This is a genomic window from Acidobacteriota bacterium, assembly GCA_016208495.1.
Classification (GTDB): Bacteria; Acidobacteriota; Blastocatellia; order Chloracidobacteriales; family Chloracidobacteriaceae; genus JACQXX01.
The window spans coordinates 20,958-34,068 of record JACQXX010000076.1; the positions used below are offsets into that span (position 1 = coordinate 20,958).

Below are 13,111 nucleotides of genomic sequence, written 5' to 3' on the forward strand. Positions count from 1 at the left end.
AACCGGTTGCTGTGCCTTTTTCTTAACCTGCGAATTTTCAGACAAAGAAACCAGGCCGGGAGCACTGGCATCTTGCCGGCAACTGATTGCGGATGAACCGCTTGGTGCCGGCAGGAGACTGGCGCTCCCAGGAAATCACATTAACGGATTTTGCTTGGGCTTCGGAACTGGCCGATTCCGGTGCCAAGGTTATTTGGATTTCCGACCAGGAACCACTGGCTGCCGGCGGCAAACCGACCGATGATTCGATTATTGTTGGTATCCCCAATGATCACCATTGGTTGACCGGCAAATGGTCCAGCCGTGAACAACGTGACGGTCACGCCTTCAGCATAGTTCACCTGCCCGAGCAGGGTCCCGGTCAGCGCAATGGAGGTGGCACTGTTTACATTTCCATTGGCAAATCGGAGGACACGCGAATTGCCGGTATCGGCAATGTACATATCTCCGTCAGCCTCAAACCCAATTCCCTGCGGATTCCGAACCTTATTTAAAGCCGTCCCGGTTTGGACAAAAACCGAGCCGGTGTCGCGCAAGGTCGCCGTGTTGGCATTCAGGATTCGGACAATTCGGCTATTGAGGTCATCTGGGATGAAGAGTCGGAACAGGTTGTCAATCGCCAATCCCATCGGTCTGCCCACCTGCCCGCTGGCCGTTCCATTTGAGGCCAGCACAACCCCGGTGCTGGGATTTCCTCCATTAAAGCGAAGCACTCGACCATTTCCAGTGTCGGAAACATAAAGGTTGCCATCTCGATCCAGCGTGAGTCCCTGTGGAGCACGCACCTGATTGAGTCCACTGCCCAGTGTGGCGAAGTTTTGCCACGTCCCTCCACTGTCGGTTGTAAATTGGATTCGGTTGTTCCCGGTATCCGCCACATAGATTCGCGTCCCATCCCGGCTGGCGGTAATCGCTTCTGGTAGACGGAACTGCCCGTTTCCTGTCCCGAGCGTTCCAGGCGTTCCAGGGACAAGTTGCCAGTTTATCCCATCAAAGAATTGAACCCGGTGATTGACGGTATCCGCCACATAGAGCCGGTCCGGCTCCGTCTCGACCACGGTGACGGTAAAGGAACAGGTATCTGTCAACCCGGCTGAATCCATCGCGGTCACATTCACAGTGGTTGTTCCAAGCGGAAAGAGCGATCCGGAAGGTGGACTGGCCATGATGGAAGAAACCGAACAATTGTCGGATGCGGTTGGAGAAAAATTGACGACGGCCCCAGCCCCGGACGTGGTCGCCACCGAAATATTCCCAGGACAGTTCAGCACCGGGGACTCATCATCCGTGACAATGACATTAAAGCTACAGGCGCCGCCGCCTTCGGTTGAGGAAGCAGTCACCATGGTTGTTCCAACCGAAAAGAAACTTCCTGAAACCGGTGAGGTTGTTACCGTACCACAACTCCCACTTGTGGTTGGGTTTCCAAACGTCACCACGGCACCGCACTCACCAGGGTCATTCGAAACCGTGATATCAGTTGGGCAGGTTAAGGTACAGCCGCCACCGCAGGTTGGCTGGGTGGCGCCGGTGCTCGTTATGCTCAACGTGTAGGGACCGCTTGGTCCGGGAGGTGTCCCACCCGTCGAGTAGCCGTCCACCACGATATAGAGTGTTGTTCCGGCGGTGATATTGCTCACCGTCACGCTTTCAGCCACGCCGCCGACGCCCGTGTCGTCAACACACAGCGCATCGGACAGGAGGCTCGAAACCGTGTTGCAATACACGATCAACGCCAAATCCTGGGCCCCGGTCGGGTCCATCGTAATCGTCAAGGTGTCGGGGTTGCCGCTCGGAAACGACATGCTGTAGACCACATCCGGCGCCGTTCCCGTTCCGGTATATACCGCACCACCTGGCAGTGACCCAGCAGGCCCAGCGCCCATGCGGGTCGCACAGGTGGCTGAGGTGGTTGGATTGGTGACATCCGCCGGCAGGTTATAATCATCGGTTGCCCCAGCCGTGGTGCCGGTGTCGTTATAGGGGAGCGATCCGATACAGGTCGCGGTCGCCTGATTGTCACCTCCGACCATCGGAACAAACTTGCCTTTCGGAACAAATCCATCCGGCAACGGTTTGACCGGCGCTTTCTCCCGTTTCGGTCGGTCGGTTGATGGATCCTGCGGCGGGACACCCGACACACTCGTGAAGAAATTGTAGAGTCGGACGGCGGTCGGTTTTTCCCACAGCATGGCGTGGTACTTGCGTACCAGCGCGGCAGCCTGGCGTGGTTCACCGCCGATCAGGTATAGCACGCACACCACCAGGGTCGTGGCGGCCAGGAGGCGGCGTTGCCAGGGGTTTAAAATGATTGGCGCTCGCTCGACTTTCTTTTTGGTTGCGCCTGGAGATTTTCGGTGCATAGTCAAGCTCCTTGTGAAAAGTGGCAATTGGTGAGATTCAATCGTTTCGGCCTGTTACTCCTGGCAGAATCTTTAGCAAATCAAGGATTTACAAATCTTCAATGTCCGGGGTAATCCGTTTTTTTATTGAGAATCAGTATTGGAAAAACTATACCGTGCAAAATTTGGATTTTTGACCAGGCAAGTTACGGGGAGAGGGTTACTTAACCAGCCTGAGCTATAGCTTTTCAGATAAATATTTCTGTTCCGAAGTAACGCCTTCAGGCGTGAGGTTTGCCGAGTGGGACCAACGATGAAAGCCGCTCGTCTAAAGACGATACTCTGAACCTTTTTCTGAAATGCTATAGACGTCTTTATTTTGGAAGTTGATAGCCAAAAGAAGCCCGAACAAGTTTAGAGTGATTAGAAAGTAGGGCTTCCTGAGTTCAAATCGGTAAGCTGGAATTTTGCAGGAGGTATCAGGAATAATCGTGAGACAGGACAAGGATATGGTGATTTGGGGGCAACTGTCAATCATCAAACCCAATCAATCCTCAACCTGGAGAAGTTCAGGCAACAACCTACTCAGGTTGGGAAATGGCTGCTGGATCGAGAATGGAAAATGCCTGTTCACGCGAAGCGGTGGCTTTGCCGTTTTGAGCAAGCGCATTGAGTTGAAGGACATATTCTCCAGGTCCTAATCCATCAAGTTCAATCTGGGCAGCAAACGAGAGCTTACCAGTGGCATCCGGTTGTTTTTTCAACGGATGTGGCGGAGTGGTCACCACCTGTTTTCCATCTTGCAGGATAGCAACCTGGATTGAAACGGCGGCCTCGGAGAGGCTTTTTGGTTGAGGGACGTTAAATAACTGGGAAACAAATCCGAGTCTGGAATTGACCTGAACACCGCGCACCGCCTGATTCACTACTTTGTATCCCGGTGGAAGGATTGGAGTTCCATCACCGACCAGAGCGCTCATATTGAGTAAGGCCGTTGGATCAAAACCTCCTTGTTCCTTACAAATCAACACCAGACTGCTAAACCCCATTTTGACTTTCTTTAAGTTTGGGATTTCGAGCCATTCGGCAGCGGTTCCAATGTGGCCTGAAATCGGATCACGCAATGCCACTCGAACACAATATATCCCCGGATCGAGTTTGACCATTTGAGTATAGTTCAAGCCATCTCGTTTTGCCTGTTTGAGTTGTGGTTTTGTATATCCGACGTTGATGACATTTTCTTTGAGCATCACTTCTTTACCGTCAATGGTGTTGATCGCAAACAGGCCAGTCAGGGTGTTTTGTTGAAGGTCTTTTTTCTCTTCAAAAGTAATGGAATTCACATCAATAGCAATTGTAATACCGGTGTTTGGCTGGTCTTTTTCTTCACTGGCCATAAACGTCCCGGCCAGGCTGAGCTTTACATCGGTTGTTGGAACAAACGAATTGAGCGCGTCAATAAGCTGGACTGTTACTTTCTGCTGGTCGGTCAATTGTTTCTCTTTTTTCGGTTTTTTCTCTTTCTTCTCTTTTTTCTTTTCTTTGTCAGGGTTTCCAGCCGCTGTCAGTTCTGGATTTTTTCCCTGGAGCACAAAGCTGCTGCGAGTCCGGATGAACAACCCAGGCCGATCTTTGACCCGCACGGCGATTTTCAAATCCCTGGTTTCGCTGGTTCGTTCGGGGTAATAGGCCAGCACGTAATACACGTCGTTATCAGCCGCAATTCGCTTCAAAGCTCCCGTCAAATCATTGGAGTTATACACCGCAAAGCCACCGGTTTCCTGGGCAATCGCCTTCATCGCGTCAATGCTGGCGATTAATCCCTGGGAATCGTAGCGAAATGACAGGTTTTTTTGGTCCGCACTCATTGGCGGGGTTGGTCCGGCCCCCAAACCCGGATTGGTCAACCCAGCACTGCTGATTGAATACACCGCCACGCCGCTCCGGTTCGCCAGATCAATCAACTTGTTCATTTCCGCAAAGTTGTTTCGCAACTGGGTATCAAGCTGAAAGCCGTCAGTCGCGAAAATAACCGCCTTGCGTCCGGGTATGTGTTTCAAGCGGTTGATGGTGCCGCGAAGCGTGCCAAACGTCTGGCTGACTTCAAGCGAAATCTGACTCACAATCTGAGTTGCCCGTGCTTGAACCAATCCTTCCAGACTCGCTTGAAGCGTCGGCTCCCCTGGAAAACTCTGGCGGTAGGTTTCAACTGCCAGATCTATCGCCTGTCGGTCACCTTCGACAATCCGAAATGCCTGGGTTTCGGTGACTTGAAATTGATCAAGTGACGAGGCTGACTGACGTGTCCGCGAACTCAATCGCTCCACCGCCATCGTCATCACGCGCTGGTCGGTTGTGAGCTGCTGGAGCACCCCCAGATTGCCGCTCGTACAGACCACCGCCAGCCGGTCTCGACTGGTAAGATATTGATCCAGAAAGCTTTTTAATGACTTGCGAAGTGCGGTGATGTTACTTGGACTGATGTGCAGATCATCCACGACCATCACAAAGGTCCGGCTGCCAGCTTCGGTCGCGGACCCACTTTTGGGCTTTGGCACAGCTTTTGGGTTGGCGTCTGAAGGACCAAATTTCCCAGTCACTTTCGACCAGAATGCAATATCCTGAACCTTGCTGTTTTCAAGGAGTTCGAAATCCTCTTTGCGTAAATCGCGCACCGGATTGCCATTTTTATCGGTCACCACCGCGTCAACCTGGAGCAATTCCGTACCAATTGAAAGCGCCGGCTCTTCCTGAGAATTTGTTTGTTCTGAAGGGGGTACAGGGTTTGATTCCTGTGCTTTGCACACCAGGCCCGCCACAAACACCAGCAATATTCCCCAAATGACGACACGCTTTTGAGCAATGACACACCACACCATACATTCCCTGCCCTTCCTAAAAAATCAGAAGTGAGAGATTGAGTTGTGACCTCGGATTTTGTGTCGGCCTGGTATTGAATGAAGAATTGAGAATTGAGAATGAAGGTTCTATTAAATTCAATGAACCAGGGTATTTAAGCTGGTTCAGAATAGATTCGAATTTGTGATTTGAAGATTTTAAACTCTGAACAGAAGATTTGGCCAGTCAGAATGGAGGTATTTCTGACTATTCATCAAGAAAGCGCACTGGTTCACTGTTGATATTAGCCAGTTTATTGGGTTCTCCAGAGTGTCTCATGATCCCTGATTGATCTAAAAAGTAACAATCAAATCCTCCACATAAAATGCCAGTGCGAATGCTCGGTGCCACCTGGATTTCATATCTGGCCGGAGCAGAATCTGTGGCCGGAAACATTTGAAACGAGACAATTCGATGCCCTTGATAGCCAACGGTTCCAATTCTTGATTCCAGTTCTGTCAATCCGTTGGGGAAATGTGGTGACGTTACAAGCTGTTCAACCCGTGAGGCATAGTGTCCATGAGTTTTACAATAGGCATCCTGGGCACTTCTTATCTTCTTTACAACTCGCTCTGCAATATGAGTATTCTGAAACTGGTTTCCCCCGCAGTTCCCTGGTAATGCTATCGCTCCTAAAATCAAAAATATAAGACCTGTGATGGTTAACTCTACCGGAGAGACACGGTGAGCCTGAAAGTTCCCTCGTAAACTGGCGATTAAAGATAGAAAACCAATCGTCGCCGGAAGAACAGTAAGGGTATACCCCATGCAGATTCGAGCCACGGTGAGCCAGTCAGGGTCAATTGGAAGCTTCACCAGATAGAAATCAAGCCTGGTAACCGCGCTCAGAATGCCCGCAATCAACAGGACAATGCAGAAGTTCATTCCCATCTGTACCTTGTATAACCACTTCCAGCGTTCAACGATGTTCCTTGAATTGAATTGGGGGCTCGTTGAATGTGGGAAATATGGGTTGAATTCCCGGCATTGCTGGCAGTGAGATGAATTTGGGCTCAGCACATCCGACTGATGGCAAATCTCGCACCTGATGGGGAGCGACTCGGCTTTTATTTTCATTGACTTATCTCTCGTGGGTTCTGGGCGGTGGCTGGCTTTTTTGGGTCTCCAGATTCGCGAATCACTCCGCTCTGGTCCAGGTAGTATTGATGATTTCCGCCCCGAAACATCCCGGTTCGAATTTGCGGAGCCACCTTGAGTTCATACCGGGCAGGGCTCCAGGATGTGGCTGGAAATGCTTGAAATGATTTGAGTTGATACCCGGCAAACCCAATCGTTTCAAGCGCCGCTTCACGTTCGGTTAAGGCTTTCTCAGGCTGGATGTGTGAAGTCAACCAGGCCAAAGTTGGAGCGTACTGCCCTTTTCCGGGCCCGTTTCGATAGGCTTCCTGGGCACGATGAATGTTCGTCAATGCCCGAATGATTGCCTCCCGGTTTACCGAACGCCGGGCTGAGATTGGCCCAGGGAGCATGGTAAAAAAGATGACAGCCACCACACAACCGACAACAAACCATCCGACTTCTCTTTCTTTGAGAGATGTTGTGTCAGCCCGAATAAAAATCATTATTTTCACAAACCCGATTGAGAGTAACGTCAGGAATGCCACCAAAAACAATCGTTGCTGAAAAACTCCAATCCAGTCCAAATCAAATGACAGCGGTGGAAGCAGGTCACCAATCAACGGCAACCCAAAAAACATTCCAAAAACGGATAGATAAAAACTGATTTTCAACCCGGAGAGCACCTTTCGAAGTCGCTTTAATCCTGGAGTTTCGGGGGCTGGTTCTGGGGCTGGCTCAGGTGACACTACAATCCGGTAGTTTATGGTGCGACATCGTTGGCAATGATTTGAAACCGGGTCGAATTCATCTGACTGATGGCAAATTTCACATCTGGTTGGGAGTGATTGAGACTTGATTTTCATCGGCGCACCTCGCCAATTGTATGTGCTCAGGCTGAAACTACATCATTCGACCGGTTCGCTCTGGGCGGTAGCCGGCTGGTGCGGGGATTCTGATCTTCGGATAACACCGGTTTGATCAATGAATAACCTGAAGCTCCCACTTTTTAACATACCCGATGGGGTTTTGGGAATGACTTCGATTTCATATTCTGGCGGAGTCCTACATTTACAGGGAATAAACCCTGGTCTGGCCGTGACCGTGGGCTTCGCACCACGGCTATTACACAGCGACCCTGCGGGCCTAATGGTCCATAGCCCATTTTCTTCAGCCCGTTTTCTTCAGCCCGATGTCTTCAGCCCCGGTTTTCTCACCCGAGCCCAATCAACGGCCAGTAAAACAGGCTCACCAGCACCATCACGATTGATTCGACCACGGCAATGACGGCACCAAATTTGACAATGTCACGCGCTTCAAAATACCCGTAGGAATAGCCGATGATGACAATTGTTGATTGATAGACAAACACTTTGCAGGCACCGGCAAAGGTCCAGATGAGTCCAATGGCCACCGGGTTTAACTGATTCGCCTGGGCAAATTTCAGGAGCGGCGTCATGGACGTGCTCAACATCGAAATTTCGCTTCCTAGAAATAGATGGTAGCCAAAGGCCGTCCAATAAGTCGTCAACACCGCACCAATTTTGGTTGTCACCAGCGGCGACATCCATCCAAACATTACCGAGGTCATGGCGTCGGTGGCGCCGGTTTGGACCAGAACAATTCCCATGCTGGCGGCTGTACCCACAAAAAACGCCGGTAAATAATTTACTTTCTTCAAATCATCTGATTGTAACAATCCAAAAAATGGTATGGCCGCCAGTAAACTTACTGCAATTCCGATTTTTGCAGGAGAAATATGATGCCAGAAATCAGTAATCCACAAACTCAAGGCAATCGTGGCAAAAACGGCGGCCCAGATTTTTGGCCTGGACCAGCCTTCAATTTTTTTGAGTTCTTCCCGTAAATAAACCGCGCTTTCAACCAGACTTTCTTTCTCAGGAGGAAAGAGCCAGAGCGTCAGCCGATAACACACCCACAGCGAAATCAATGAAACCGGTAAAAAAGCCAGAAACCAGTAGCTCCAAAATACCTTCACGCCGGTTTGGGCTTCGATCATGTCACGAGCCATAATGGATGACGCCCCGGCAATCACCATTTTGTTAAATAAACTGGCACCATAGGTCAGCACGACAAAGATGCCGCGTCCGACGTTGCTTCCGGGCTTGAATCCCGTGGCCTCCATAATGCCGAGTGCAATGGCTGCTTTGATCACAACACAGGCTGGTCCGGAAGGAACCATAAACGTCAGCACAATTGAAAGCACGGTAAAGCCGAAAATCAGTCGGGAGTAGGTGTTCCCATACTGCAACATCACCCAGTAGGCCAGATGCCGGGTCAGCCCGGATTGTGTCAACGCCGTCCCAAAAAGCACCGCGCTGTAACAAAACCAGGGTGTGGACGTCGCAAACCCGCCAAATGCTTTTGAGAATTCGACAACGTCGCACACCCAGAACAAAAAGCATCCGATGAGCCCGACCAGCGTATGCGAAAAAATTTCAGTTCCCCAGGCCGCAATCATCAAACTGGCAATCGTCAGCGCTTTTCGACCTTCGGGTGAAAGTGAAAGCGGCGAAAACCAGACCATCAGCGGAAAAACAATCACCACGATCACCTTCCAGATTGGAAAGGTATCGTGGGTGTTTGGTGTGATTTCTTTGGGTTGTGACATTGGACGAGAACCATTGAGGGTTCGGGGTTGCAGGGTTTTCGCCGCGTAGCGGTGGTTGAATTGAGGCAGATCGTTTACGGCCTGCAACAAGGTGACAGGTAACAGGGTGACATGGGATTTTTTTCATCCCTCATCCCTCATCCTTCATCCCTTGGTTTCGGCCCGGAACCCTGTTTTCAAAACACGAGCTTTAGCGCAAACTGCAATTCACGTGAGTTTCCCGAAGTGCTAAAGATTTTCCCGGCACTCGAAGAAGGTTGAAATGAGGCGGGAATATCGTCATCCGCTGGAATGAAGGTGTACAGGGCTTCGCCTTCCTCGGAATTGGAAGGGATGTCGAAATTGGTTCGATTCAACAAGTTAAAGAATTCGGCTCGGAATTGAAGCCGCACCCGGCGATCAGTGAAAAATTCTTTGGTCAGTGCCAGATCAAGGCTCTTGTAATTCGGTCCAGTCAAAATATTTCGGCCCGCGTTGCCTCGAACTCCCGGTTGAGGCGGCGTGAAGGCCGTCAGATTAAACCACTGCGTCGAGGTCTGACCTTTTGACGGCGTAAAGCTCACTCCTGGAACGACATCCGGACGCGAGACATTGGCATCGGTTCCATCCTGATCCTGGTCGCCAATCAACACTGGCGAATACGGAACACCCGACTGGAGCGAAATAATAGCTGAAACCTGCCACCCATTGAGCAAATTGGAAAGCAGGGGGTTGGTGGTTGCGATCTTCGGCAGTTGATAAATCAAATTGGTGGTAAAGCTATGTCGGACATCGAAATCCGAAAGTCCACGGTCAAGTTTTCGATTGTATGGATCAAACGCCCGCGATTGACCATTGGAAAATTCCAGCCGCCCGGCAACACCCGACCGCTCATCAATGGATTTGCCGTAGGTGTATGCCAGTTGAAAGTCTAACCCATAGCGCAACCGTTGCTGGGCATTCACACTTACGGCATGATAATGCGAGTTAAAGCCCTGGAAAATCCGGCGGACTTCCCCAAACTTCGGATTTCGCCGTTTGCTCCCCTCCGGGAAAAATTCGCGTCCATCCGGCAACCGTTGTGGAAAGGCCGTATTGACATCTCCTTGACCAAACAAATTGACCCCTCGTGACCCCAGATAGGCGACCTGGACCACCATCCCCTTGAAGTCCTGCTGGATATTGAGGTTGTACTGCATCACATAGCTGGGTCGGAGATCATGTTGAATGGCCTCCGTTGCCAGGTCAGCACCTTTAAACGCCCCAGGATTGACCGGCAACATCGGCACCGAGGAAATCACACCCCGGTTCACAAATGGTAATGTTCGGAAGATGGCATTGCGGTACGTTTGAAACAACGGCTGGTCGTAAAACATCCCAAACCCGCTGCGAACAATGGTTTTTCCCCGTCCGGTCACATCCCAGGCCAGCCCTACCCGTGGGGCAAAGTTGTTTCGGGTCAGGGTGAAATAATCGCCGCCAACCGTCACTTCCGGATCTGAAATATCGCGCAAATTAGCAATTTTGCCGTTGACTTCTTTGGGCGTGGTAACCGTTTCATACCGCAAACCCAGATTCAGCGTCAACCGGTCAGTCAACCGCACATTGTCTTGAAGGTAAAATCCGACCAGCGTTTGGCGCAGCCCCCGAATAAAGTCGGAATCTGCCGAAGCTCCCTGAATTTCCCGCACCTTAAAGGCGAGCAAATCCGCCAGCGACCGAAATCGTAGCTGCCCTCGCGTCCGGCTTTCAGACTGGCCGTTGTATTGCAGTCGTGACACATTTCCGCCAACTTTGAGTGTGTGACGACCAAACGTCATGATCAAATTGTCGGTAAACTGAAAATGGTTCAACCGAAAGATTTTCGGATTGGTCCGGTCAGTCCCGATATCGGTCAATCCGGAAACGTTGATCTCACCAAGTCCCTGTCCAGCAATCAATTGCAGCGTTCGGTCAGTCTCGGGTACAAGTTCGGACGGGGACGTGCGCACAAATCCAAACCGGGCTTCATTGAGAATCGTGGGAGAAAAAACGTGTTTTTCTTCCAGCGTGAGGTAGTGCTTGCGGTTATCGGAAAGATTTGGAAATTCGGGAAAATTGCGTGGGAGCAACTGCTGGGAATCTTCAATCGTGTACGTTCCAAACAACGAATCCCGGTCCGACAGGTTGATATCAAACCGGCTGGTCAGGAAATTCGCATCCGAAAACCGATTGGTGGTGCCGATAAATTCAGCCGTTCCACGACTGAGTTGAGTGCCATTGGCCTGCGGGTATAAATCCAGAATCGGCACCGCTCGTGGGTCAATCGAAATCGGATTTGCTCCGGGCAGAATTCCCATCCGGGCGCTGGCATCAGGCACAATCGCAATCCGGGTAATGCCTTTTCGTTCGCGAAGGGCTTCGAAATTGGCAAAGAAAAAAGCTTTATTTTTGACAATCGGCCCCCCGACCGCTGCGCCAAACTGGTTGCGGCGAAACGCCGGTTTTTCTTTATCGAAGAAATTGCGGGCGTCAAAAATGTCGTTGCGGAGAAATTCAAACACCGAGCCGTGAAAGTCATTGCTTCCGGATTTGGTCACTGCGAGGAATACACCGCCCGCCGCCCGGCTGTATTCCGCGCCATAATTGTTGACCAGGACGCGAAATTCTTTCACGGCTTCGACCCCGATGAGCAGGCCCTGAGCACTTCCGGGGGTGTTGTTGAGTGCATCGTTGATGACCGTGCCATCGAGGGTAAACACATTTTGGGTTGGACGAGCACCAGAAACTGAAAACCGTGCCCCCTGACCCGTGCTGCCTGACTGCACGCTCGCCCGACTGTTGACCACTCCGGGTTGCAGCAAAATCAGTTGGGTCAAATCACGACCATTGAGCGGAAGGGCCGGCACCTGACGATCAGTGACCAGACCGCTGATGGTTGAAGTGGAAACTTCGATCAGCGATGGCTCACCGGTGATCGTGACGACTTCCTGAACCGGTATCACCTTTAAAATCAAGTGAATACTTTTTTCTTCCGCCACCGAGGTAACCAGTTCATCGAGCCGGGCTTCGGTAAACCCGGATTTCTCAGCCTGAACCGAATACCTTCCGGGAGGCAATCCAAAGATCGAAAACGATCCATCATCCGCACTGACTGTCTTGCGGGTTAGACCAGTTTCCAGGTTTTTCACAGTTAAAGCGGTTTGGGACACCGGGTGATGTGACTCATCCCGAACCGTGCCGGTAATGGCCGAACTGGTGACCTGGGCCGTGGCTGGCACAATACAAAACCACAGGCAAAGGCAGGCACTGAGCAGAAATTTGATGTGTGTCATAGAGAGAATAGCTCCTGACTGGCATCAGGAGGGGCATCGAGAGAATTTTTGAGGTGTTGGCTGCGCAATCTAGTGGAAAGAAGCTGGAAATGCCAGACAGAAATTGAGTTTTCAGAAGAAGAAACCACGGAATACACAGAACACACAGAAAATAAATCCAAATATAGATCAGGAAAATATTGACTGAGAAACGATAGCTTTGAAAACACGCCAATCAGGAAGCTGGTCGCGGGTAACCTGGATTCACCGGCCAGTGGCAGACACTTGAGCAGACCAGTTTTTGATTCTCATCAAAATAGAATCGCATGACGATAATCCAGTGATGGAGGTAATTGCGGCCTGTAATCGGCGTCCAGGCGGTGATTTTCTGCTTGATATTTGTCTCAATCATTAGACAGTGGGACTCTTTGAGGTCCTGGCTTCGATTTTCGGTACAAAAAACATCGTCGGCAGTAATTGGCTTGAGTGGATCGTGCTGGAGGGTTCGAGTTTCTAAAAAATTCAGCACTTGAGAAACGTCCGATGTCCCTGGTGTCAGATTTTTATTGATCTGTTCAGTTAGTAAATCAACCGTCAGGGGGCGAGCCGGGTCAATTTCCTTGACGATTGGAGGTGGCTGTTTTTCAAACGACCGAATCCAGGATAGCCACAGGGTAATTGCACCAGCGCCCAGTGACACAATCACCGTCACCGCCAATCCAACCCCGGCAACTATTTTCCACACTACCACCTGTGAAGCTGGTCGGTGGCGCTCAACCACGCCCTGACATCGCGTGCAGTGAATCGCAACCGGATCAAATTGATCTGATTGGTGGCAAATTTCGCACCGTGTCGGCTGTTTTTCGGCTTTGAGAAGAAATGCCATACCG

General features: G+C 50.8%; 7 protein-coding genes. All 7 read right to left on the reverse strand.

The window, feature by feature from the left end:
* Nucleotides 1-140 precede the first annotated feature (140 nt).
* Nucleotides 141-2,363 (reverse strand): HYR domain-containing protein, encoded by a 2,223-nt coding sequence (locus HY774_14755; GenBank protein ID MBI4749745.1) that lies wholly within the window; start codon nucleotides 2,361-2,363, stop codon nucleotides 141-143.
* Between the two features lie 560 nt (nucleotides 2,364-2,923).
* Nucleotides 2,924-5,221, reverse strand: a complete 2,298-nt coding sequence (locus HY774_14760; GenBank protein ID MBI4749746.1) for a VWA domain-containing protein — start codon at nucleotides 5,219-5,221, stop codon at nucleotides 2,924-2,926.
* Nucleotides 5,222-5,447: 226 nt separating this feature from the next.
* On the reverse strand, nucleotides 5,448-6,125 hold the full coding sequence (locus HY774_14765; protein MBI4749747.1) for a hypothetical protein: 678 nt from the start codon (nucleotides 6,123-6,125) through the stop codon (nucleotides 5,448-5,450).
* Nucleotides 6,126-6,313: 188 nt separating this feature from the next.
* The gene (locus tag HY774_14770) at nucleotides 6,314-7,183 is read right to left on the reverse strand and encodes a hypothetical protein (protein MBI4749748.1); all 870 of its coding nucleotides are present in this window, start codon (nucleotides 7,181-7,183) and stop codon (nucleotides 6,314-6,316) included.
* A 347-nt stretch (nucleotides 7,184-7,530) separates the two neighbouring features.
* Entirely contained in the window at nucleotides 7,531-8,949 is a 1,419-nt protein-coding gene (locus HY774_14775; protein ID MBI4749749.1) for an anion permease, read from the reverse strand.
* A gap of 176 nt (nucleotides 8,950-9,125) precedes the next feature.
* Entirely contained in the window at nucleotides 9,126-12,242 is a 3,117-nt protein-coding gene (locus HY774_14780; GenBank protein MBI4749750.1) for a TonB-dependent receptor, read from the reverse strand.
* A gap of 214 nt (nucleotides 12,243-12,456) precedes the next feature.
* The gene (locus tag HY774_14785; protein MBI4749751.1) at nucleotides 12,457-13,107 is read right to left on the reverse strand and encodes a hypothetical protein; all 651 of its coding nucleotides are present in this window, start codon (nucleotides 13,105-13,107) and stop codon (nucleotides 12,457-12,459) included.
* Nucleotides 13,108-13,111 lie beyond the last annotated feature (4 nt).

Bases quoted from the DNA above. Each gene is read 5' to 3' on its own strand.
- HY774_14760 (MBI4749746.1), bottom strand. From the start codon at position 5,221: ATGGTGTGGTGTGTCATTGCTCAAAAGCGTGTCGTCATTTGGGGAATA.
- HY774_14785 (MBI4749751.1), bottom strand. From the start codon at position 13,107: ATGGCATTTCTTCTCAAAGCCGAAAAACAGCCGACACGGTGCGAAATT.
- HY774_14780 (MBI4749750.1), bottom strand. From the start codon at position 12,242: ATGACACACATCAAATTTCTGCTCAGTGCCTGCCTTTGCCTGTGGTTT.
- HY774_14775 (MBI4749749.1), bottom strand. From the start codon at position 8,949: ATGTCACAACCCAAAGAAATCACACCAAACACCCACGATACCTTTCCA.
- HY774_14770 (MBI4749748.1), bottom strand. From the start codon at position 7,183: ATGAAAATCAAGTCTCAATCACTCCCAACCAGATGTGAAATTTGCCAT.
- HY774_14765 (MBI4749747.1), bottom strand. From the start codon at position 6,125: ATGAACTTCTGCATTGTCCTGTTGATTGCGGGCATTCTGAGCGCGGTT.
- HY774_14755 (MBI4749745.1), bottom strand. From the start codon at position 2,363: ATGCACCGAAAATCTCCAGGCGCAACCAAAAAGAAAGTCGAGCGAGCG.